We start from the raw sequence: 23,342 nt of genomic DNA, 5'->3' as shown, positions 1-23,342 counted from the left end.
ACCATGGCTGTTCCAACGGTGGCAGCCCCGCCGATCCTCGCCGTCACCGGCGTCGACAAGACCTTCACCATGCACCTGCAGGGCGGCCAGCTCCTGCCCGTTCTGCGCGGRCTCACCTTCGAGGTGCACGCCGGCGAGTGCGTCGCGCTTGGGGGCGTCTCCGGGGCGGGCAAGAGCTCGATCCTCAAGATGGTCTACGGCAACTACGCCGCCGACCGCGGCAACATTGTTCTGTGGTGCCCGGGCGCCGATGCTGACGGTGGGATCGACGGTGCCGTCGACATCGCCGCCGCGGACCCGCGCCAGGTGCTCCGCGCCCGCCGCGACACGATGGGCTACGTCAGCCAGTTCCTGCGCTGCGTGCCCCGCGTGGGCGCGCTGCAGGTCGTCGCCGAGCCGCTCGTCGAGCGCGGCGTTCCCACGGCGCAAGCGCGCGAGCGGGCGGCGCGGCTGCTTACCCGGCTGGCCATACCCGAACGGCTGTGGAGCCTGCCGCCGGCCACCTTCTCGGGCGGCGAGCAGCAGCGGGTCAACATCGCGCGCGGCTTCGTGACGGAGCTGCCGCTGCTGCTGCTGGACGAGCCCACCGCCTCGCTCGACGCGCGCAACCGCGACGTCGTGACCGAGCTGATCCGCGAGAAGCGCGCGCGGGGCGTCGCCATGCTCGGCATCTTTCACGACGCGGTGGTGCGCGACGCCGTCGCCGACCGCGTCGTCGGAGTCGAGATGTTCGCTTCGGCCGTCAGAGCGGCGGCGTGACCGTGCGGTTCGCGATCTACGCGGCGCCGGGCACCGGTTCGACGGATGCCGTGGCCGTGGCGCTGCGCGAGAAAGCCGAGCAATGGCTGGGCCGCGCCGTCTCGGGGGAGCCGGTCACACCGGGCGTCCCCGCGGGCTGGACTCGCGAGACCGTCGACGCGATGACTGTCGACGCGCGTCGATACGGCTTCCACGGCACGCTCAAGGCGCCGTTCCGCCTCGCCGAGGGCCGCACGCCCGACGAGCTCGACGCCGCCCTCGCGTCCTTCGCCGCGGGGCGCGTCGGCGTGACGATCCCGCGGCTGTCGCTGGCGCGCCTGGGCAGCTTCTTCGCCCTGGTACCCGGAGCGGAGGCAGCGCGGCTTCACGCTCTCGCCGACGAGGCGGTGACCGCCTTCGATGGTTTCCGCGCCCCGGCGACGGAGGCCGAGCTCGCCCGCCGCGAGYCGGCCTCGCTCACGCCGCGCCAGCGCGAGCTGCTCCTGGCCTGGGGTTATCCGTACGTCCTCGACGAGTTCCGCTTCCACCTCACCGTCACCGACCGCATCGCGCCGGGACAGCAGCCGGGCGTGGAACGCGCCCTTGGCGACTGGTTCGCCGCCTCGCTCGGGGCGGACGTTGCCGTTGACGCGCTCGCCCTGTTCACCGAGGCCGAGCCAGGCGCTCCGTTCGCGCTCCACGCGGTGCACCCGCTACGGCCGGCTCCCGCACCCGACCTCACACCTCCACATGCCGAAGCCCCGACAGTCAGCGAAGGAAAGCGATGACGCGCGAAACTGTGCTCCGCAACGCCCGCATCGTCCTGCCGGAGGAGGTCCTGCACGGCTCGGTCGTGATCCGCGAGGGCCTGATCGCCGAGATCAGCTCCGGCCAGGCGGACGCCGGCGAGGACCTGGACGGCGACTACCTGCTGCCCGGCGCGGTCGAGCTGCACACCGACCACCTGGAGTACCACTTCTCCCCGCGACCTGGTGTTCGGTGGGACCCCCTGCCCGCGGTGCTAGCCAGCGACGCGCAGCTGACGGCCGGCGGCGCGACCACCGTGCTCGACGCGATGCGCGTCGGCTCCTCCGCCGATGACAAGAGGGACGCGGCCGCCGCGCGCGCCCGGGACCTGGCGGACACGATCGAGCTGGCGGCCGGCGCGGGCCTGACGCGCGCCGAGCACGCGATCCACGTGCGCTGCGAGGTGTCCGCGCCGAACTGCCTCACCGCGTTCGGCGAGTTCGCCGACGACCCGTACGTGCGGCTGGTCTCCCTGATGGACCACACGCCTGGCCAGCGCCAGTACGCCGACCTCGAGGTGTTCAAGCGGTTCCACATCGGCAAGGGCAACGTCACGGAGTCCGGGTTCGACGCGTTCGTCGCCCCCCTGCTCGAGCAGTCGGAGCTCTACGCGGACAGGCACCGCCGCGCGATCGCGCAGCTCGCCGTGGAGCGCGGGATTCCCCTGGCCACCCACGACGACGCGACCGCCGACCACGTCGACGAGTCGGTGGCGCTCGGGGGACGCATCTCCGAGTTCCCGACCACCGTGCTCGCCGCCGGCGAGGCCGCGAAGCACAACCAGCAGATCGTCATGGGCGCCCCCAACATCGTCCGAGGTGGCAGCCAGTCGGGCAACGTGGCCGCGGCCGAGCTGCTCGGGCTCGGGTTGCTGCACATCCTGTCCTCCGACTACGTGCCGTCGAGCCCGCTGCAGGCGGTCTTCCAGCTGGTCGCCGACGGCGTGATCGGGCTGCCCGAGGGCGCGGCGCTGGTCAGCGGCAACCCGGCGCGAGCGGTCGGCCTCGACGACCGCGGCGAGATCACGGCCGGCAGGCGCGCCGACCTGGTGCGGGTGCACGCGCACGACCTGCCGGGGACCGAGCTTCACCCGCGCGGGCTGCGGGTGCCCGTCGTCCGCGGCGTGTACCGCGAGGGGGTGCGGGTGGCGTGACCGAGCTGACGGACGGCGCGACGACGTTGACGGACGGCGTGACCGAGTTGACGGGCGGCGTGACCGAGCTGACGGGCGGCGCCACGAAGCTGATCGGTCCCGGCGGTTTCGTCGCCGTCGTCGGCGCCAGCGGCGTCGGCAAGGACGCGCTGCTGTCCTACGCCCGCGAGCGTTCCGGAGCCCTCGCCCACTTCCCCCGGCGGGTGATCACCCGCCCGCCGGGGCCGGGTGAGGACCACGAGCCGGTGAGCGAGGAGCAGTTCGCCCAGGCCCGCGATCGCGGCGACTTCGCCGTGTCCTGGGACGCGCACGGGCTCCGCTATGGCATCCCGGCATCGGCCGACGCGGAGGTACGCGACGGCCGCGTCGTCGTCRCCAACGTCTCCCGAGCTGTGCTTGACGAGCTCGCCGGCCGTTACCAGCGGCTCGTCGTGGTCCGGGTGACCGTGTCGGCGGAGGTCCGCGCGCGGCGGCTGCGCACCCGGGGCCGTGAGCCCGAACCCGGCATCGGGCTGCGCCTGGCCCGCCCGGACCCGGCCCCGGGCCACCGGGCCGACGCGGTGATCGAGAACGACGGCTCGCTCGCCGAGGGCGGCGCCCAGCTGGTGCGCGTCATCCGCGACGCGGCGGTCCGCCCTCCCGGTCACCCACCGGTGAGTCAGATTGATCGGTGACGGGCCGGCCGGCGGGATCTGGTCCCCGGACCGCGTACGCCGTCACCGAGCCCGCAGCGTCCAGGTCTGGGGCTGGCCGAGGTCCGTGGCGACGGTGGTGAAGGTCCAGTCGCCGGACGGGCCGGACGGGCCGGGCTGGGYGGTGAGGCAGAAGCGGCCCGCGAGGGTGGTGAAGCCGCGGGCCCAGACGTCGCGCAGCCAGCTGAACGGCAGTTCGATGCCGATGACGCCGTCGGGTCGGCGGGCGATGGCTGGTGTGGCGGCCAGGCGGACGTCGAGCTCGGGGCCGCCGCCGAGCCAGCCGCGGGCGGCGGCCAGTGCGCGCCCGTAGAGGGCGGCGTGCAGCGCGGGGAGCGCCGCGGTGACCAGCGGGTCGCCGTCGGTGATCCGCTGTGCCCAGGTGGCGACGACGGTGGCGACGAGCCGGTCGGGCAGCGCCCCGGGCAGGCGCAGCAGCATGGACAGGGGATCGCCGTGCTGGTGTGGCCCGGGGCCGTGGCCGCCGCCGTAGTAGAAGTAGCCGGGGGAGACGCCCATGGCGACGGCGGTGCTGTAAGCGGCCCCACCATGACGCGGCGCGGGCCGTGCGCGCGGCATGGGCTGTGGCATCGGCGCGGGCCGCGGCGCCGGCGTGAACGACGGCGGCGGTGGAGGCTGTAGGGACGGCGACGGCGACGGCGGCGACGGCGGCGACGGCGGTGGTGGTGGCGGCGGCGGTGGTGGCGGTGGGAACGGCGAGGGCGGTGCGGGCATGGCCGGGACAGCCCCGAACGGGACCGCGCGGCCGCTGAGCCCGGCGGCGACCGCGGTGGCCCGGGGGTCGAGGTGGTCGGCGGGGCCGCGGCTGGCGAGCAGCAGCACGTCGAGGTCGGCGCGGTGGCGGTGCCAGGCGTCGAGGACCTGGACGCAGGGCATGGGCTCGCCGCCGAGCGCGGCGAGGGTGCGTTCGCCGTCGGGATCGTCGTGGTCGGGCGTACCGAGCTCGCCCTCGGCCCACCGGAGCCGGTGGATGGCGTCTCCGCAGGGGATCGTCTCGTCGAGGGGTGTCAGGCCGGTCCACCAGGATGGCGTCATTGCGCGGCGTCCCAGGTCAGGGGCACGGTGATCACGGCCCGGGCCCGGTCGGTGGTGAGGACGAGGTCGAGCCGGGTGGCCCTCGGGTCGAGCGCCGGCCAGAAGTCGAGGGTGCCGGAGACGGTGCCGTCGCCGCCGCTCCAGTTGTCGAGCCGGCCGAGGTGGAAGTTGCCGCCGTCGTCGAGCGCGGAGAACGTCACGAAGGCCCGGTCGAAGGTGGAGCCCGCGGCCGTACCGATCTCGAGCGGGCCGGCGAGCTCGACGTCGCAGCGGAATCCGTCATGGGAGGAGGTGAGGTCCAGCAGGGCGRCACTGACCCCGTCGAACACCGGCGTGACAGCACCGACGAACATGGTCCCTGCCGGCCCGCCGCGCTCGCCGCGACGGGCGAGCAGCGAGCGCCACGGTTCGGCTGCCAGCCCGGGCGGCGCGACGTGCGGCAGCGGGGGCGAGGGGGCATGGCGCCGCGGGAGGTGCGGGCCGCCGATCTGAGTGAGCGCCTCGTGGACCGCGAGGGTGGAGGCGGTCGCGGGATCGGCGGGGTCGACGAGGCCGGCGGCGGTCAGGGCCGCCAGGGCCTCAGGCAGCGAGCGGGTCCGGGGGCTCAGGCCGGCCCCGGCGAGGCACTGGGCCAGGTACCGTTCGACCACGTCGGCCTCGCCGAAGTTCTCGATCGTGACCATGCGGGCGCCCAGGCCCGCGCCGAGTTCGACGCGCTCTCCGTAGAGCTCGATCCAGGTGGTGTCGGGCGCCAGCGCGGGCCGCAGGGTCAGGAACCCGCGCCACTGAAGGGCCGTGCCGCTGCCGGAGAACGTCGACGAGGTGACCGTGTTTCCGTAGTCGTCGGTCACGCTGATCGAGGGCACACCGGTGAGGCCGATCGGCATGGGCGCCGGGCGGTGCCCCACGCCGGGCGGGACCTGCGCACTGGATCTGAAGGTGATGGCGAGACGGGTCTCGGCCTGGCCGAGGATGACGTAGCGGATCTCCAGATCACCCGTCGGCTGCCTGATCACGCGGTGGCACGGGGCGATCCGGCGCGGCGCCTGGGCCGTGGCCGAGGGCGGCGCGAAGCGAGCTGGCCCGCCCAGGCCACGCTGTTCGCGGACGCGGGCGTAGTCGTCGACGACCCGCCGCGCCACCGGGGCGGCGACCGCGCCGACGGTCGCCAGCGCGCGGGCCTGCTCGACCAGCGGGTCGCCGAACGGCTGCTGGTTCCCGCCGGAGAGCAACGCCCTCTCCCCGAGCAGGCGGAGGTGGAGCTCACCGTCAAATCCGTCCACTCCGGGAAGCCTGCCACACTGCGGATGTGAGTGGACAGTTCTCCGTAACCAAGGCGCTCGGCCTCGCCGTCGCGGCCCGGGTCCCGGTGCTGCTCTGGGGCCCGCCCGGGACCGGAAAGACCTCGGCAGTCCGGGCGATGGCCGAGGCGGCGGGCTGGCCGTGCGAGACGGTGATCTCCTCGATCCGGGAGCCGTCCGACTTCGCCGGGCTGCCGATCGTGACCGGCGTCGACGGGGCTGCCCGGGTGGAGTTCGCCCCGCCCCGGTGGGCGTCGCGGCTGGTCAGTGCCGGGCACGGGCTGGTGTTCTTCGACGAGATCTCCACCGCGCCGCCGGCGGTTCAGGCCGCGCTGCTGCGGGTCGTGCTGGAACGCACCGTCGGTGATCTCACCCTGCCCGCCGAGATCTCGGTCGTGGCCGCGGCGAACCCGCCGGAGCAGGCCGCCGACGGCTGGGATCTCTCCGCGCCGCTGGCCAACCGGTTCTGCCATCTGGACTGGCCGCTGGACGCGCGTGCCGTGGCCGACGGATTCGTCAGCGGCTGGCCGACCGTCAGCCCTCCCCGGCTCGCCGCCGACTGGGTCGAGCGGGTCCCGGTGGCCCGCAGCTGGGTGGCCGGGTTCCTGATCGTGCGACCGGAGCTGACCATCGCCGTGCCAGACCAGGCCGTGACCGCCGGCCGGGCGTGGCCGAGCCCGCGGACCTGGGAGATGACGGCGCGACTGCTCGCCGCCGCTCGGTCCAGCGACGTCGACGACACGGCCGTGTCGCTGCTGGTCCGCGGCTGCGTCGGGCCGGGGGCCGGGGCGGAGTTCCTGACCTGGCTCGTCGAGGCGGACCTGCCCGACCCCGAGGCGGTGCTCGCCGACCCGGACTCGTTCGTCCTGCCCGAACGGGGAGACCGGGCCTACGCGGCGCTGTCCTCGATCGCGGCGGTGGTCGCCGCGGACCCGAGCGCCGGGCGCTGGGAGCGGGGCTGGCGGGCCTTCGGGCGGGCCGCCGGCGCGGCTCCCGACGTCGCCGCGGCCGCCGCCCGCACGCTGGTCCGCTGCCGCCCGCCCGGCGCCCCCGTGCCGCCCGAGGTGGCCGCGTTCGCTCCGCTGCTGCGCGAGGCCGGCCTGCTGGGATGAGCATCCTGACCGAGCCGGACCGGAAGAAGATCGCCGCCGCGCGGATCTGGGCGGTCAATCGTCAGCCCTACCTGGCCAGGGCCCTGTTCGCCTGCGCCGTCCACCCGGCGCCCGGGAGCGGCACCATAGCCGTCGACCGGGACTGGCGGCTGCACGTCGACCCCGACCTGCTGGCCGGCTTCGACCCGGCCGAGCTTGGCCGGCTGTTCATCCATCTCACCAGCCACCTGATCCGCGATCACGCGGCCCGCGCCGAGGCGAACCGCGTCGCCGAGGACGAGAGCCGTGCCCGCTGGAACCGGTGCGTCGACGCGGAGATCAACGACGATCTCCGGATCGATGGCTGCCTGCCGACGGTGGCCCCCGACCTGCCGGCGGATCTCGGTGCCGCGGACGGGTTGCTCGCCGAGGCCTACTACCAGGTCGCCGCGGCCGGGCGCCGGCGCTGGGACTGCGGGTCCGGCGCCGATGCCGGGGACCGGCCCTGGGACGGTCAGGGCCAAGGCTCGCCCGGGCGGCGCGACGGTTCGCCCGACGGGCTCTCGGGTTCGCGGGGCGACCTGCTGCGGCTCGCCGTCGCCGCGGACATCCAGCGCCAGCACGGGACCGAGCCGGGGACGGTCGCCGGTGGCTGGCTGCGGTGGGCCGAGGCCGTGCTGCCCTCCCGGGTCGACTGGCGGCGGGTGCTCGCCGCCGAGATCCGCTCCGCGATCAGCGCCGCGGCCGGCGCGGTGGACTACAGCTACCGCCGGCCGTCCCGGCGGGGCCGCGCCGTGCCGGGCGTCGTGCTGCCCACGATGCGGCGGCCCGTTCCCGAGGTGGCCATCGTGTGCGACACCTCGGGCTCCATGCATGACGGCCTGCTCACGCGGGCGCTCGCCGAGATCGACGGCATTCTGGTCCGAGCCGGGCTGCGCGCGGACGGGGTGCGGGTGCTCGCGGTCGACACCGCGGTGCACACGCTGCGGCGGGTCAGCCGGGCCGGCCAGGTCCGCCTCGCGGGCGGGGGCGGCACCGACATGGGCGCTGGCATCGCCGCCGCCGCGGCGCTGCGGCCCCGCCCGTCGACCGTCATCGTGCTCACCGACGGCTACACGCCGTGGCCCGCCCAGCCTCCGCCCGGGATTCGCGTCGTCGTCGGCCTCCTGCGTGACGTCGTCCAGGTCGGCGGTCATGGGAACCCACCCGTGTGGGCCCGCACGGTGGTCATCGAGGCCGAGGCCTGACAGCCGAGCCACCGGCTTCGGTAATTACTCAAACGGGCACCGACGAGTTTTCCGGAAAAAGCGTCGACCTGTGATCGTCGCCTGGTGAAAGAAGTGTCGGATGTCCGCCGGCATCGGGCGCTTTTTCGTGGTTACCAGTGGAACTCCGGTGCGGCCGACCTCGTGGTATCCCGACCTTCGGCCGGACGGGCATCTCGGCGGCCGGCCGGACGCCGCGGGCCCGAGGCCGGCGGCAGGGCGGGGGGTGAGCGGCGCCGCGGCCGTKATGGTCGCGTGGCGTGATGGCGTCCCCGGGCCCGCCTGCCTGGCAGTTCGTCGCGCGCCATGCGAGCTCCGGTCGTCACCACTAGGACTACCGGGCATCGGCGGGACAGGTTGTCTGGGACAGGTTGGCAGAGCGCGCCGTACGCCCAGAGGCGGATCAACGCGTATCGGGCAGACCGGATCGAGTGCTTGCGTGCTGGATCCGCCGTTTTGCCCCAGTAGACGCGGAACTGGTCCGGACGGGCAGGAAACTCCGTCGCTGTGGCGCATTTACCGAGCACGAAGCGTCGGCGCAACAGAAGGTCGATACCCTCGCACGATGCCCGTTCCGACGTCCACCGGTGCCCCCGTTCCCACGCTGTCCCCCGGCCTCCAGGCCCTGCGCGCCACCGCGCTCGAGGTGCTGCACGGAAACGATCTCGGCGACGTCACCAGGCCATCGCCCACGCTGTACCCGCACCAGTGGCTCTGGGACTCCTGCTTCATCGCGATCGGACTGCGTCATATCGACCCGGCACGCGCCGCGGCCGAGGTGCTGTCGTTGCTGCGCGGCCAATGGCCGAACGGCATGATCCCGCACGTGATCTTCGCCGAGGTCGATGACTTCTATCACGCCGGCCCGCAGCGCTGGCGCTGCGACCGGTACGTGGCGACGGCGTCCGGCGCGCAGAGCACCGGTATCACCCAGCCGCCGATGATCGCCGAGGCCGCGGTCCGAGTGGGCGAGACGCTCGACCCACAGGCCCGCGCCGACTTCTACCGCGCCCTGCTTCCTGGTCTGATCCGCTTCCACCAGTTCCTGCACACCGAGCGTGACCCCGACGACGACGGCCTCGTGACGCTGGTGCACTCGTGGGAGTCGGGGATGGACAACACGCCGCCGTGGATGGAGGCGACGCTGCCCATCACTCCGCGACGGGTGAAGGTGCTGCGCCGGCTGGGCACCGCGGAGGCTCTCGACGCGCTGCGCCGTGACGCCAAGGAGGTGCCGGTCGAGGAGCGGCTCACCTCGGCGGATCTGTTCACGCTGTACCGCGTCGTTCGTGAGCTGCGCCGGTCGGGCTACTCGTTCCGCAACATCCGCGAGACCGACGTGCCGCTGGTCCAGGACGTCGCGTTCAACGCGATCCTGGTGCGGGCCAACGACCACCTCGTCGAGATAGCCGCTGAGGTCGGGGTGAGGCTGCCGAAGCGGCTGACCCGCTCGATGCGCCGCTGCCGGGAGGCGATGGAGCGGCTCTGGTCGGAGTCGACGTACTACAGCCGGGACTTCCGCACGGGCGAGCTCCTCCGGCACGAGACCGTCGGCGGTTTCCTCCCGCTGTACGCCGGCGTCGTTCCCGAGGAACGGGTCGACGGACTGGTGAAGGCCATGACGTCGTCGCGGTACTGGCCGCGCTACGGAGTGGCGAGCGTGCCCGCGGACGACGACGCCTTCCTGCCTCGTTGCTACTGGCAGGGTCCTGTGTGGATCAACATCAACTGGCTGCTGGCCGACGGCCTGGAGCGCTACGGACGGCTGGACGCCGCCCGGGAGCTGCGCGCGGGCGTACTGAACCTGATTTCCAGCTCGGGCCAGATGTTCGAGTACTACTCGCCGCTGGACGGCTCCGGCGCTGGCAGCAACAGCTTCTCCTGGACGGCGGCGCTGCTGGTCGACCTGCTGGCGCGACCGGATCTGCCGGAGATCCAGGCGACGGCGGCGCGCGCGGCCTCCCTGCTGGGGGTGTCCGGGGTGCCGGACGCCCGGCGGGCCGGCGACGAGCTGCCCTCCTCGCCGCTCGGTTAGGCCGCTGCGCCAGCCGGGGCCGGCGGCGTGGGCGCGGCCGGCGCCGCGCTGGTCGACGGGCTGACGGCGTGTCGCATAGATGTGGCGTGGGTCACGCCGATTGGCCCGGTTATGCGCGGCACGCCGGGTACCCCGTCTGCGTCGGGCAAGGGATGTCCGAGGGAGGGCTGGGCCACACGGCGTGACGTGGCTTTCTGTGCCGTGAGTGCTGGCCTTACCTCGTGGCGTTACTTAAAGCGACCGAGGTGCACTGAACCCGTGGAAGAACAACCTAGATAGTTGGTTGTTCTGACCACAGAAGCCGATCTGCGGGGTAGTCTTCGCGACAAGCGGGTTCAGTGTTCCGAGGGTGAGGGTCTACACTGCGGCGTAGGCCCGGCGTTCGCTGCCGTCCGGCTGTGCCTGCGCGGGGAATCGGTTCRCGTCGTCAGACGTTACCTCCACGTGCAAGGACGACGACMCACCCGCACCGACCTTCGGATCTATCACTGATGACGCTGCCTGCTCTGGAACTTCACGACGACGCCCCGCGCGCGCGTACCAGCGCGCGGCGCCCGCGTCGGTCGACTGCTGCCCGCTCCTCCACCGGCCGCACGCTGACGGCGGTCGCAGAGGACATCGATGAGCTCGACGTCAGCACGGTTGCCGACCTGATAGCTCGCGGCCGCGAGTCCGGCGAGGTCAGCCGGACCGAGCTGCGCGAGGCACTCGAGACCGCCGACGTCGGCGTCGAGCTTCTGCCGGCGCTCGTCGCCCGGCTGACAGCCGCCGGTGTCGACGTCCTCGAGGAGGAGGAACGATCCTCCGAGCCCGCGGAGACCGGCCGCACGACGACCGAGCACGCGGGCACCGCCGACCTCGTGCGCATGTACCTGCGCGAGATCGGCCGGGTCCCGCTACTCAACGCCGCCCAGGAGGTCGAACTCTCCAAGCGCGTCGAGGCCGGGCTGTTCGCGGAACACAAGCTGGCCACGGCCGAGGAGCTCGAGCCCGACCTGCGTCGGGACCTCAAGCGACTCGTCCGCGACGGCGAGGCCGCGAAGCAGCAACTCGTCTCGGCGAACCTGCGCCTGGTCGTCTCGGTCGCGAAGAAGTACAGCGGCCGGGGAATGACGCTGCTCGACCTGGTGCAGGAGGGTAACCTGGGCCTGATCCGCGCGGTCGAGAAGTTCGACTACGCCAAGGGCTACAAGTTCTCCACCTACGCGACCTGGTGGATCCGGCAGGCGATCGGCCGGGCGCTCGCCGACCAGGCCCGCACCATCCGCATCCCGGTCCACGTGGTCGAGCAGATCAACAAGATCACTCGACTGCAGCGACAGCTGGTCTCCACGCTCGGCCGTGAGCCGACCGACGAGGAGCTCGCGCTGGAGCTGGACATGCCGCTCGAGCAGGTCGTGGAACTGCGCCGCTACGCGCAGGACACGGTCAGCCTGGAGTCGACCGTCGGTGACGATGGCGACTCCGTGCTCGGCGACTTCATCGAGGACTCGGACGCGACCTCGCCGGCGGACGCCGCCTCGTATGGCGCCATGCAGGACGAGATCGACAACGTTCTCGGCAACCTGTCCCCGCGCGAGCGCGAGGTCATGCGGCTGCGGTTCGGCCTGGCCGACGGCAAGCAGCACACCCTCGCGGAGGTCGGCAACCGCCTCGGCCTGACCCGAGAGCGAATCCGCCAGATCGAACGCGACACCCTCCGCGAACTCCGCAAGCCGGCAGTAGCCGGCAGGCTCCGCGAGTTCTTGGACTAGGTAGAGCTAGGTAGAGCAAGGTAGTAGAAGGCCCGCCCCTTCGGGGGCGGGCCTTCGTCGTATGGCGGGCGACCCTGCGGCGCGGAGGCCCGTCCACGAGCGAAGCGAGTACGGGGCCGTAGCGCGCCGCCCGGACGGAGCGAACCAGAAACAACTTTCCCGCCCGACCCCGCCCGACTACGACCCCTATCCGGGGCTTGTTCCGGAGCGACCCGCAAACACCTCTACCGGATGAACGGCGCCAGCGCCTCCGGGTTGGCCACGGCGGCGAGACTGACGGCGCGATCCAGCGGGACGCCGGTCAGTAGGCGCTTGACGGGGACCTCGAGCTTCTTGCCGGTCAGGGTCCGGGGGATGTCCAGGATCTCGATGACACGGTCGGGAACGTGGCGCGGGGAGAGCTCGGTCCGGATCTCGTCCTTGAGGGCCTCGCCCATCTCCGGGGTCAGGCTGCCGCGCCTGGTCGGGACGACGAACAGGAACAGCTGGCCGGTCTGGCCCGGGCCGGAGGTGTCGACGACCAGGCTGTCGGTGATGCCCTCGAACCGCTCGACCACCCGGTACAGCTCCGCGGTGCCGAGCCGGACGCCGCCCCTGTTCAGGGTCGCGTCCGAGCGGCCCTCGATGACGACGGCGCCGCTCAGGGTGAGCCGCGCGAAGTCGCCGTGCCGCCACACGCCGGGATACATCGAGTAGTAGCTGTCCCGCAGCCGGGAGCCGTCCCGGTCGCCCCAGAACAGCAGCGGCATCGACGGCATCGGCGCGGTGACCACCAGCTCGCCGACCTCGTCGACGACCGGCCTGCCCTGCTCGTCGAAGACGTCGACGGCGCAGCCGAGCGCGCGCAGGCCGATCTCACCGGCGCGTACCGGCATGGTGGGCAGCGCGGCGACCAGCGGGCCGCACACGTCCGTTCCGCCGCTGATCGACGTCAGCAGCACGTCCGGCTTCACCGAGTCGTAGACCCAGGCGTAGCCGTCGGTGGACAGCGGCGAGCCGGTGGACCCGAGCGTGCGCAGCGTCGACAGGTCGGCGACCACGCACGGGGAGAGCCCTCGGCCGAGGCAGCTGTGCAGGTACGCCGCCGACACGCCCAGGCAGGTCAGGCCGAGCGCCTCGACCAGCCGCCACAGCGTCGACAGGTCGGGGAAGCTGGGACTGCCGTCGTAGAGCACGATCGTCGACCCGACGAGCAGGCCGGAGACGAGGAAGTTCCACATCATCCAGCCGGTGGTGGTGAACCAGCAGAAGCGGTCGTCCGGGCCGAGATCCAGGTGCAGCGCGAGCGACTTGAGGTGCTCCAGCAAAATCCCGCCGTGGCTGTGCACGATCGGCTTGGGCAGCCCGGTGGTGCCGGAGGAGTAGAGGATCCACAGCGGCGCGGCGAACGGCATCGGCTCGAACTGGGGCACCTCCTCCAGACCGATGACCAGCTGGTCCCACCAGGTCATCCCGGGCAGGTTCAGCCGCTCGGCGCGCTCGACGACGTCGGCGGCCACGTACGGGACGACGACGGTCGCGGCCAGGCTGGGCAGCACCTCGACCAGCTCGGCGACGTTGTGCAGGATGTCGTGCGGGGTCCCGTTGTAGGTGTAGCCGTCGACGACGACCAGCACCTTCGGCGCGATCTGGCTGAACCGGTCCGCGAGCCCCGACGGGCCGAAGTCCGGCGAGCAGCTCGAGAAGACCGCGCCGATGCTCGCGGTGGCCAGCATGAGGATCACCGTGTGGGCGCAGTTCGGCAGCACCGCGGCCACCCGGTCACCGCGGTGCACTCCCAGCCGGCGCAGCCCTCCGGCACACTTGGCCACCTGGCGGCGCAGCTCGTCCCAGGAGATCACGACGGTCGCCGCGTCCTCCCTGATGGCGATCATCGCCGGCTCCCCGCCGCGGCGGCTCAGGGCGTTCTCGGCGTAGTTGACCTTCGCCCCGGGGAACCAGGCCGCGCCGGGCATCCGCGCGTCGGCCAGCGCCGGGCCGTCGCCGCGCTCGCCCCGCACGCCGCAGAAGTTCCAGATCGTCTCCCAGAACGCGCCGGGCTCGGCGGCGGACCACCGCCACAGGTCCCGCGGGTCGGCGAACGACAGGCCGTGCTCGCTGGCGAGGAAGTCCTGGTAATGCGTCACCCCGGCGTCGCGGATCCGCTCGGCCGAGGGCTCCCACAGCAGCGTGCCGGCCCGCACCACCTCGGTTGTGCCCTCGTCGGAGGTCTGCGCCATCTCGTTGCCCGCCACGCGACCTGACCCTAATCAATCGGTCCGGGCAATCCACCCCGACCGCCATGTGACGGTCAAAGACGGGCGATGGGCGTCGCGGTGCGTGCCGGGGGACTACCTTCGCCCTATGGAGACCATCGGCGGTGTGAGCGACGGGTCTGCCCCCATCGCCGGCCGGCCCGGTGGTGGGGGTGAGCCCCGCCGCCCCGGCGGGACTGGTCAGGAAACGTTGGTGGTCTGGGACGAGGCGATGCTGGGCTACGACTTCGGCCCACATCACCCGCTGCACCCGGTGCGCCTCGCGTTGACCATGGATCTGGCGACGCGCGCGGGCGTCCTCGCGGTACCAGGGGTCGCGACCGCCGCCGCGTCGCTCGCGYCCGACGAGCTGATCGAACTGGTGCACGACCCGGCCTACGTCGCCGCGGTCCGCCATGTGGGTGATCCCGGCGGCGCCAACCCGCGGCTGGCCGCGATGTTCGCGCTCGGCACCTCGGACAACCCGGTGTTCCAGCGGATGCACGAGGCGGCCGCCGCGGTGACCGGGGGCACGCTGGCCGCCGCGCGGGCGGTGTGGTCGGGCACCCATCGGCACGCGGTCGCGCTGGCGGGCGGCCTGCACCACGCGATGCGCGCCGGTGCGAGCGGATTCTGCGTCTACAACGACCCAGCGGTGGCGATCGCCTGGCTGCTGTCGGCCGGAGCCCACCGGGTCGCCTACGTCGACATCGACGTGCACCACGGCGACGGCGTGCAGGCCGCGTTCTACGACGACCCCCGGGTGCTCACGATCTCGCTGCACCAGACGGGCCGCAGCCTGTTCCCCGGCACCGGGTTCCCGGACGAGGTCGGGACCGGTGACGCCGAGGGGACCGCGGTCAACGTCGCGCTCCCGCCGGGCACCGACGACGCCGGCTGGCTGCGGGCGTTCTCCGGCGTGGTGCCGGTGCTGCTGCGCCAGTTCCGCCCGGACGTGCTGGTCACGCAGCACGGCTGCGACACCCACCGCCTCGACCCGCTCGCCGACCTGCGGCTGACCATCGACGGCCAGCGTGCCTCCTACCTGGCGCTGCACGAGCTGGCGCACGAGGTCGCGGGTGGGCGCTGGCTCGCCTGCGGCGGCGGCGGATACGCGCTGGAGACCGTCGTTCCGCGGGCCTGGACCCACCTGTTGGCGATCGCCGCGCACGCGCCGCTGCCGGTGGACCGCCCGCTGCCCGAGCAGTGGCGCGAGAGTGCCCCGGGCCGGGTGGACGCGGCCACGCTGCGCTCGCCCGGGCGAGGCGTGACGATGCCGGCGGCGTTCGGCGACGGCGGCGGGCCGGTCGCCTACCACCCCTGGGACGCCGGCGAGGGCGATCCGGACGACCCGCTCGACCGGGCGGTCGCGGCCACCCGTCGCGAGGTGCTGCCACTGACCGGCCTCGACCCGCTCCGCGACCGTTAGTGATCCCGGAACAATGCCCTCCGGGCGTGCGAGGGAAGGGCATCCTCGCGAGCCCGTTGGCCCCCCAGCGGCGACGGTGACGGAACAGGCGGCCCTCCCACCGGGATACCCGGCGGGCTGGGAGGCGGACGTGATCCTCGCCGACGGTGGGACCGCGCACATCCGGCCGATCCTGCCGTCCGACGGGCCACGGCTCCTGGCCTTCTGGGAGCGGCTGTCGGAACGTTCGATCTACCTGCGGTTCTTCGGGGTGCGCCGGGGGCTGACCCAGGCGGACGTGGATCGGTTCACGATCGTCGACCAGTCGGTGCGCGGTGCCCTCGTCGCGCTCATCGGCACCGATCTTGTCGCCCTCGCGCACTGGGAGGGCGTGCCCGCGGACGAGGCCGCCGCCGCGCCGTCGACACCGTCCGCCGTGGCCATGCCACCCGCGGCAACTGAGCCGGCCGCGCCGCCCACGGCGGCCGCGCCGCCCACGGCGGCCGCGCCGCCCACGGCGACCGTCGAGACGCGCCGGGACACGGCGATCGTCCGCCCGGCTCCCGCCGCCGAGGTGGCCTTCCTCGTCGAGGACGCTCAGCAGGGCCGAGGACTCGGCTCCGTGCTGCTGGAGCATCTCGCCGCCGCGGCCTGGGAGCGCGGCATCCGCCGGTTCGACGCGGAGGTGCTGGCCGAGAACCAGACGATGACCCGGGTCTTCCTCGACGCCGGCTACAAGGTGTCCAGAACCTGGGACTCCGGCGCGGTGCGGCTCTCGTTCGATATCGCCCCCACCGAGAGATCGGTGGATGTGATGCGCGCGCGGGAGCACCGGGCCGAGTCGGCCTCCATCGGACGGCTGCTGCGCCCTCGCGCGGTCGCGGTGATCGGCGCCTCCCGCCGCCGCGGCGCGACCGGTAACGCGGTGCTGCGCAACCTGCTGCACGCGGGGTTCGACGGCCCTGTCTACCCGGTGAACCCGGCGGCGGCGGCCGCGTCGGGCGCCGTCTCGTCGGTGCGGGCGTTCGCCGGTATCGAGGACGTCGACGGCCCGGTGGACCTCGCGGTGCTGTGCGTGCCGCCGGCGGAGGTGAGCGAGGCCGTCGCGGCCTGCGGGCGCCACGGTGTGCGCGGCCTGGTGGTGATCACGGACCTGCGGGACGAGCCGGCCGAGGCGACGCTCGCGGCCGCCGCCCGTGCCGCGGGCATGCGGGTGGTGGGCCCCGCGAGCCTGGGAGTGCAGAGCCCGGCGGTGGGCCTGAACGCGTCGCTCACGACCCAGATGCCGCCACCTGGACAGATTGGCTGTTACTCGCAGTCCGGGCCGCTGGGAGCCGCCATGCTGGGCGCCGCGGAGACCCGCGGCCTGGGGTTGTCGGTGTTCGTCTCCGCCGGGGACCGCGTCGACGTCAGCGGCAACGACATGCTGCAGTACTGGGAGGACGATCCGGCGACCGCCGTCGCGCTGCTGCATCTGGAGACCTTCGGCAATCCGCGCAAGTTCGCGCGGCTCGCCCGCCGAGCCGGGCGTTCCCTCCCCGTCGTGGTCGTGCGCGCGGGGCGTTCCGAGCTGGACGCGGCGCTGCTGCGGCAGGCCGGCGTGATCGCCGTCGACCGGGTCTCGGCGGGCTTCGACGTCGCGCAGCTGCTCGCCAGCCAGCCGCTGCCGCTGGGCGACCGGGTGACCGTGGTCGGTGACTCACGCGCGCTGGTCCGCCTCACGGTCGAGGCCGCCGAGGCCGTGGGCCTGTCGGTCGATTCCGTCCTGCTGAAGCTCGGCAGCTCCCCTGAGCTGCACGCCGAGGCGATGCTGTCGGCCGCCGAGCGGTCGGACGCGTTGATGGTCACCGTCGCCCCGCTGCCGCCGCTGCCCATCGCCCCGCTGGCCGCGGCGGTCGCGGCCGCGGCCGCGCGCCTGGACATTCCGGTGCTGGCCAGCGTGCTCGGCGGCACGCGGATCCCCGAGCTCGGCCCGGTGCCGGCCTACCCCTCGCCGGAGGGGGCCGTCGCGGCGCTGCGCCGCGTCGTGGCCTACGCGGAATGGCGATCGCGCCCGCTCGGAGCCGTTCCGGTGCTCAGCGCGCGCGTCGACGCGGCGAGGGCGCTGGTCGCCGGCCGGCTGGGCCGGCTCGACGACGCGCAGAGCGCCGCCCTGCTCGGCTGCTACGGGGTGTCCGTGGAGCCGGTGATCCGGGCGGAGAACGAGGACGCCGCGGTCAGCGCCGCGCACCGGCTGGGCTGGCCAGCGGTGCTCAAGGCCAGGTCACGGCCCTACCGGCACCGCCCGGAGCTCGGCGGCCAGCGCCTCGCGCTGCCGGACGAGATGGCGATGCGGGCGGCCTGGGCCTCCCTACGCGCCCAGCTCGGGCCGAACGTACCACTGGTGGTGCAGCGGATGGCGCCCGCCGGCGTGGCCGTGGTGCTCGGCTCCGAGGAGCATCCCCGTTACGGGCCGCTGGTGTCGTTCGGGCTGGCGGGACCGGCCATGGACCTGCTCGGCGACCGGGCGCACCACATCCTGCCGCTGACCGATGTCGACGCCGACCGGCTGCTCGGGTCGGTGCGAGGATCTCCGCTGCTGTCGGGATACCGGGGCTCACGGCCGGTGGACGTCGCGGCGCTGCGGGAGACCGTCCTGCGGGTCGCCCGGCTCGCCGACGACCTGCCCGACGTCGCCCGGCTCGTCCTGGATCCGGTGATCGTGTCGGCGAAGGGTGTGACGGTCCTGTCCGCGGAGGTGGTCACCGGGCCGCCGCCGCGCCGCGCCGACGCCGGCCCGCGGYGGTACTGGACGGCGCCCATGCCGAGCGTCGACGCCGACCACTGAGGCGTCCGTCGGCATCGTTCACGACGCTTTCCGGCGGCATCGTCAGCAGGCTCACACTTCACCGGACTGCCCGCATCGACGACGGCTTGCCGTGCGGACTGTGACGCCTGGATGTCACGGCGGATACCAGATGGTGCGAATCGGGACCAACCGGTCGCCGATGGCGGCGGCGTGGGTGGACCGACGGGCTAGTTGGGCGTCCTCGCCGCTCGCCGAGGACTCGTTCCCTGCCCCGCGGGGGCCATAGGGTTCGGCCCGGTTCCACACAACATGTTCCCACCGTCGACAATCGGGACCCATGACGCCGTCCTCTGCCGCCGAGCCGTCCGGACGCCAGCCAGCGGGCCAGGGCGGCGGGTACGCCTCGCCTTGGCCGGAACACGGATTCGTCGCCCCTGAGGACGCGGACCCGCGACCCGGCGCGGCGCCGTGGCCGCCCGCGGCGCCGTCCGGTGGCCAGGAGTGGAGCGACCGGGACTGGAACGGCGGCCAGGACTGGAGCACGTCGGCGGTCTGGCCCCCCGCCGCCGCGGCCCGCCCGGAGCAGGGGCACATCGCCGGGCTCCCGCAGCCGCCGAGCCGGCCGGCCGGTTCCCCCTACCCGGACGCTGGCGGCGGCGCGCCGGCCGGGTACGACGGCGCCCCCGGCAACGGCGCCCATGGTGGCGACACCGCCAGCAACGGCGGGCAGAGCAACGGCGCCTACGCCCCTACCGCCTACGACCCCAACGCCTACGACCCCTACCAGAACGGGGCCTACCGCCCCGGCGCGTATGGCGAGAGTCAGTACGACCAGGGCTCCTACGACGCCGGCGGGTACGCCGCCGGCGGCTACGGCGGCCCCGGCCAGGGTGGCTACGGTGCCGCCGCGGCGGGAGGGAACGCCGCCGGCGGCTACGAACCCGGCAACTACGCCCGCGGCCCGGAGCCCGGGTACGAGCACCCTCAGGAAGCCCGCGGCCACGACCGGGGGCAGGACGGCGGGTACGCCGCCGGCTTCGACGTCGCGGCGCCCGCCGGCCAGGGACAGCCCGCCGCGCCCGGCGGCTACGGCGACCTGCCCGCCGCGCGGCAGTCATTCGGGCAGGACTCGTACGGCCCGGCCGCCCGGCACCCCGCCTCGGCCCTCCCGGCCGCCCCGGCCCCGGCGGAGCCGTCGGCGCGCTCGGCGGGGCCCGAGGCGCCTCGCCCGGCGTCACCCGGGCTCGCCACCACGCCCCCGCCGCCGCCCCCGCCCAGCTACCCGCCTGGTGAGCTCGCGCCGTTCGCCGGCCAGGCCACGCCGGCGCCCCCCGCGGCAGCGCCGTTCCCGCCTCCGCCGCCTCCTGCGTCGCCCCCGCCTCCCGCTCCGCCCTCGGCGGCCGCCGTGGCGGCGGCTGGAATGTCGGGCGGCGGAGTCAGCCACATGGGCCAGCCGGGTCAGTCCGGTCTGTCATCAGGTGGCTCCGGCCAGGGAGGCGCGCAGACGGGGCCACCCGCCGGCCCACCGGCGGGCGCTTCCGTCGGCGGCGCGCTGCCGACGTCGGCGGCGGTCGCCGAGACGCTGTTCAGCCAGGCGCCGATCGCGCTCGCGTTCCATGACGCCTCCGGCAGGTACGTACGCGTCAACGACGTGCTGGCCCGGCTGAACGGCCGGCCGGTCGCCGACCACATCGGCCGCACCGCGCCCGAACTGCTGGGAGAGATCGGCCACGAGCTGGCCACCCTGCTCGGCCGCGCGCTGCGTTCCGGCGAGGCGGTCGGCGACCTGGAGATGAGCGTCGCGACCGGCGGGGCCGGGCCGACCCAGACATGGCAGGCCAGCTGGTACCCGGTGGCGGGGCCCGGGGGCGTGCCGCTGGGCGCGGTGTTCGTCGCGATCGACGTGAGTGGCCGCCGGGACGCCGAGCAGGAGGCGACGCGCGAGCGTGAGCGCCTGCGTCTGCTGGCCGAAGCGGTCGCGTCCGATGTGCTGAGGGCCGGGCCGGACGGCGCCTTCGACGGCGACATGCCGCGCTGGCGGGCGGTGACCGGCCAGCGCCGCGCCCAGTCCGACGGGCTCGGCTGGCTGGACGCCGTGCACCCGGGTGACCGGGACACGGTCCGCCGCGCCTGGCAGGGCGCGGTGGAGCGCCGGGAGAGCTTCGAGGCCGAGTTCCGGGTGGTGGGCGCCGACGGCGCGGAGCGGGTCATGACGGCGCGGGCGCTCGCGGCCGCCGGCGGCGGCGAGTGGGTGGGTGCCCTGACCGACATCACCGAGCTGCGCGCGGCCCAGGCCGCCAGCGAGTCGGCCTCCGGGCGGGTCCGGGTCACGACCGACCGGGTCGAGCAGATCCAGCGGATCACCGCGGCCCTGGCCAGGGCCGTGACCAGCGACGACGTGGTCGCGGTCATCACGGACGCCGGCCGGGCGCTCGGCGCCTCCGGCCGGGGCGTCGCGCTCATCGACGACGGGCGCGAACAGCTGACCTTCCGCGCCCTGCAGGGCTACTCGGCCGAGTACGCGGCGCGCTGGTCGCGGATCAGCCTCGGCGCGGTCCACCCGGCCGCCGAGGTGGTGCGCGGCCGCCGGCCGCTCTTCCTGTCCAGTCGTGAGGAGCTGACCGCGCGCTGGCCCGTCCCCGACCTCGTCGCGGCCGTGGGCGCCTCCGACGACCGGGCCTGGGCGCTGCTGCCGCTGGCCACCGGCGACACCCCTACCGGCGTGCTGATGTTCGGCTTCCCCTCCGCCAGGGACTTCAGCCTGGATGAGCGGGGCTACCTGGAGCTGCTCGCCGACCAGTGCGCGCTCGCCTTCGAGCGGGCCGCGCTGTTCGAAGGGGCGCTCGCGCAGGCCGCCGCCGGCCGCGTCGCCCAGGAGCACACCGCCGCCGCGCGCGCCGACGCCGACCGGGCCGCCCGCAGGCTGGAGGTGCTGGCCGCCGTCACCACGGCGATGAACGCGGTCGCCGGCACCGACCCGGCCGCTCGGGCGGCGCCGACGGCCGTCACCCCGGACCGGGCTCTGCGCGCCCTCGCCGAGGCGGCCGTCGGCGAGATCGCCGACCTGTGCGCGGTGTACCTGCTCGCCGATCCCGCGGCCGCCGGCGCCGGCGGCCGCGGGATCGGCGAGCCGGCCACCGTGCCCGACGGTGTGCCCGGTGCGCCTGGCGAGGGCGGCAGGAACGGCATTGGCTCGGCGCCGCCCGCCGGATCCGCCGATCCGGAGGAAGCCCCCGCCATGCCCGCGTTGCTGCGGGTGGCGGCCGCCGCCGTGGCGGGCATCGAAGGCCCGCCGAGCCCACGGCCGGTCCGCTGGCCGGCGGCCAGCACCGTCGCCCAGGCGTTCACCTCCGGCGCGCCGCGGCTGAGCACCCTGCGTGACACGGGCAGGTCTGCCCCCGGGGCCGCCGGCGAGGAACAGCCCAGGCAGGCGCTGTCGGCCTCGTCGGCGGACGAGGTGCGCTGGGCGCGCGGGGCCGGGGCGCACACCGTGGCCGCGGCGCCGATCCTGCGCCGTGGCCAGCCGGTGGGGGTCGTGCTGCTGGCCGCGACGGGGGACCGCCCACCGCTGGCCGAGCGGGACCTGGCCCTGCTCGGCGAGCTGGCCGGGCGTGCCGCCGAGGCCGTCGACCGGGCGGAGCTCGCCGCGGCCGCGGCTCCGCGCGCGCTGGCGGCCAGCCGGCGGTCCGCGCCGCGGCGCGCGCTCACGCCGGCTGGTATCGCGGTCGCCGCGCGCTACCAGGCGGGCGAGGGGAACACGAGCTGGGACTGGTACGACGTGGTCGATCTCGGCGCCGGCCGGGCCGGGCTGGTGATCGGCAACATCGCGGCGAGCGGCGAGGTGGCCGCGGCGGCGATGGAGGCGCTGCGCGCCTCGGTGCGGGCCTGCGCGCGCCTGGACCTTCCGCCCCACGAGGTGATCACCCTGCTCGACGGCGTGCTCGCCGACCTCGCGGACGAGTACCAGCCGGGCGGGGGACCGGGCCCTGTCCACAACGCCGACCCGGCCGGCGGTGCCGTCCCAGCCGGTGGCACAGCCACCTCCGCCGAGGCTGACACGGCTGGCGGGGCCGACGCGGCTGGCGGGGCAGTGGCGGCTGGAGGGGCCGCGGAGGACGGCGTCCCCGGTCAGCTCGCCACCTGTATCTACGCGGTCGTCGAGGCCGACAGCGGCCGGGTGACGCTCGCCAGCGCCGGGCATCCGCCGCCGCTGGTGGTCGCGCCGGATGGTCTCGTCTCCCGGCTCTACATGGAGGTGGGGCCGCCGCTCGGCTCCCGGCGCGACGACGTGAAGGAGTACGTCGTCCGGCTCGGCCCCGACTGGCTGCTGGCGCTGTTCACCGACGGTCTGGTCGCCGCCGGCGGCCGTGAGCTCGACGCCGGGGTGTCCCAGCTCGCCGGCGCTCTCGCCCGCCCGGGGGCGCCGCTCCCGGAGCTCGCGGATGAGGCGTTGGCCGTGCTCGGCCCGGTCGGCGGTCCCGCGGAGCCTGGCCAGCGGCCGGGCGTCGCGCCAGCGGGCGGCCCCGTGGGCGAGGCCCTCACGTTCGATGCCGCCCTGCTGCTGGCCCGCCTGCCCGCCGCGCCGCCGCCCGGCGCGACGGTGGAGATCGCGGTCGACGGCGGCGCCGCCGACGTCGCGCCGGCCCGCGCCACGGCCCGCGCCGCGCTGGCCGACTGGTCGCTGCCGGCCGAGGCCCTGGAGACGGCGGTGCTTGTCCTGTCCGAGCTGGTCGGCAACGCGGTCGCGCATGGCCGGCAGCCGATCGACGCCCGGGTCCGCAGGCTCACCGACCGGGTCGTGGTCGAGGTCGCGGACGGCGGTGGCCGGCTGCCCCGGCGCCGGCACGCCGGTGCCGACCAGGAGGCCGGCCGCGGCCTGGAGCTGGTCGCGACGCTCGCCGACCGCTGGGGGGTCCGCCCGACCGCGGACGGCAAGGTCGTCTGGGCCGAGATCGGCCCGGCGGCGCTCGCGTCCGCCGGCTAGCGCTCGTGCCGGCCGGCCAGCTCGTGCCGGCCGGCC

Annotated in this window: 14 protein-coding genes; 11 read left to right on the top strand and 3 right to left on the bottom strand. The window is 74.6% G+C overall.

The genetic code is table 11. The annotated features are described in order from the left end of the window. Positions 1-3 precede the first annotated feature (3 nt). From phnL to phnN, 4 genes are read left to right on the top strand one after another with little or no spacing between them, the layout of a single operon-like run. The gene (phnL, locus tag BL253_RS11655; RefSeq protein WP_096335975.1) at positions 4-759 is read left to right on the top strand and encodes a phosphonate C-P lyase system protein PhnL; all 756 of its coding nucleotides are present in this window, start codon (positions 4-6) and stop codon (positions 757-759) included. Beyond that, positions 756-1,526, top strand: a complete 771-nt coding sequence (locus BL253_RS11650; RefSeq protein WP_076816279.1) for a DUF1045 domain-containing protein — start codon at positions 756-758, stop codon at positions 1,524-1,526. Before phnL ends, BL253_RS11650 begins: the two co-directional genes overlap by 4 nt. Beyond that, on the top strand, positions 1,523-2,698 hold the full coding sequence (locus BL253_RS11645; RefSeq protein ID WP_076816278.1) for an alpha-D-ribose 1-methylphosphonate 5-triphosphate diphosphatase: 1,176 nt from the start codon (positions 1,523-1,525) through the stop codon (positions 2,696-2,698). The genes BL253_RS11650 and BL253_RS11645 overlap by 4 nt, the downstream gene beginning before the upstream one ends. Next, positions 2,695-3,372: a phosphonate metabolism protein/1,5-bisphosphokinase (PRPP-forming) PhnN gene (phnN, locus tag BL253_RS11640; protein ID WP_198946243.1), complete on the top strand. Its 678-nt coding sequence runs from the start codon at positions 2,695-2,697 to the stop codon at positions 3,370-3,372. The genes BL253_RS11645 and phnN overlap by 4 nt, the downstream gene beginning before the upstream one ends. A 42-nt stretch (positions 3,373-3,414) precedes the next feature. On the opposite strand, the gene BL253_RS42885 is transcribed toward phnN, so the two are convergent. Together BL253_RS42885 and BL253_RS11630 are read right to left on the bottom strand one after the other, a co-directional pair. After that, entirely contained in the window at positions 3,415-4,446 is a 1,032-nt protein-coding gene (locus tag BL253_RS42885) for a hypothetical protein (protein WP_076816276.1), read from the bottom strand. Continuing rightward, positions 4,443-5,729, bottom strand: coding sequence for a hypothetical protein (locus BL253_RS11630; RefSeq protein WP_076816274.1), 1,287 nt, complete (start codon positions 5,727-5,729; stop codon positions 4,443-4,445). The genes BL253_RS42885 and BL253_RS11630 overlap by 4 nt, the downstream gene beginning before the upstream one ends. A 26-nt stretch (positions 5,730-5,755) precedes the next feature. Between BL253_RS11630 and BL253_RS11625 the strand changes: the two genes are divergently transcribed. The 4 genes from BL253_RS11625 (at position 5,756) to BL253_RS11610 (ending at position 11,892) form a co-directional block, all read left to right on the top strand. Beyond that, positions 5,756-6,859 carry an AAA family ATPase gene (locus tag BL253_RS11625; RefSeq protein WP_076816272.1) on the top strand — a complete coding sequence of 368 codons (1,104 nt, stop codon included), beginning with the start codon at positions 5,756-5,758 and terminating at the stop codon, positions 6,857-6,859. Then, entirely contained in the window at positions 6,856-8,085 is a 1,230-nt protein-coding gene (locus BL253_RS11620; RefSeq protein ID WP_076816270.1) for a vWA domain-containing protein, read from the top strand. Before BL253_RS11625 ends, BL253_RS11620 begins: the two co-directional genes overlap by 4 nt. Before the next feature lie 583 nt (positions 8,086-8,668). After that, positions 8,669-10,138 (top strand): amylo-alpha-1,6-glucosidase, encoded by a 1,470-nt coding sequence (locus tag BL253_RS11615; RefSeq protein ID WP_076816268.1) that lies wholly within the window; start codon positions 8,669-8,671, stop codon positions 10,136-10,138. Between the two features lie 491 nt (positions 10,139-10,629). Next, positions 10,630-11,892 (top strand): RNA polymerase sigma factor, encoded by a 1,263-nt coding sequence (locus BL253_RS11610; RefSeq protein WP_076816266.1) that lies wholly within the window; start codon positions 10,630-10,632, stop codon positions 11,890-11,892. 224 nt (positions 11,893-12,116) lie between these two features. On the opposite strand, the gene BL253_RS11605 is transcribed toward BL253_RS11610, so the two are convergent. Further along, positions 12,117-14,111 carry an acetoacetate--CoA ligase gene (locus BL253_RS11605; protein WP_081438243.1) on the bottom strand — a complete coding sequence of 665 codons (1,995 nt, stop codon included), beginning with the start codon at positions 14,109-14,111 and terminating at the stop codon, positions 12,117-12,119. A 124-nt stretch (positions 14,112-14,235) separates the two neighbouring features. Between BL253_RS11605 and BL253_RS11600 the strand changes: the two genes are divergently transcribed. The 3 genes from BL253_RS11600 to BL253_RS11590 all read left to right on the top strand — a co-directional run bounded on the left by BL253_RS11600 (position 14,236) and on the right by BL253_RS11590 (position 23,306). Further along, complete coding sequence (locus BL253_RS11600) at positions 14,236-15,555, top strand: acetoin utilization protein AcuC (protein ID WP_081438237.1); 1,320 nt, start codon at positions 14,236-14,238, stop codon at positions 15,553-15,555. A gap of 76 nt (positions 15,556-15,631) precedes the next feature. Next, positions 15,632-18,361: a bifunctional acetate--CoA ligase family protein/GNAT family N-acetyltransferase gene (locus tag BL253_RS11595; RefSeq protein WP_076816265.1), complete on the top strand. Its 2,730-nt coding sequence runs from the start codon at positions 15,632-15,634 to the stop codon at positions 18,359-18,361. A 298-nt stretch (positions 18,362-18,659) separates the two neighbouring features. Beyond that, complete coding sequence (locus BL253_RS11590) at positions 18,660-23,306, top strand: ATP-binding SpoIIE family protein phosphatase (RefSeq protein WP_241834718.1); 4,647 nt, start codon at positions 18,660-18,662, stop codon at positions 23,304-23,306. Positions 23,307-23,342: the final 36 nt, after the last annotated feature.

The organism is Pseudofrankia asymbiotica (assembly GCF_001983105.1).
Lineage (GTDB): Bacteria > Actinomycetota > Actinomycetes > Frankiales > Frankiaceae > Pseudofrankia > Pseudofrankia asymbiotica.
This window is presented reverse-complemented; position numbering and strand designations above follow the sequence as displayed.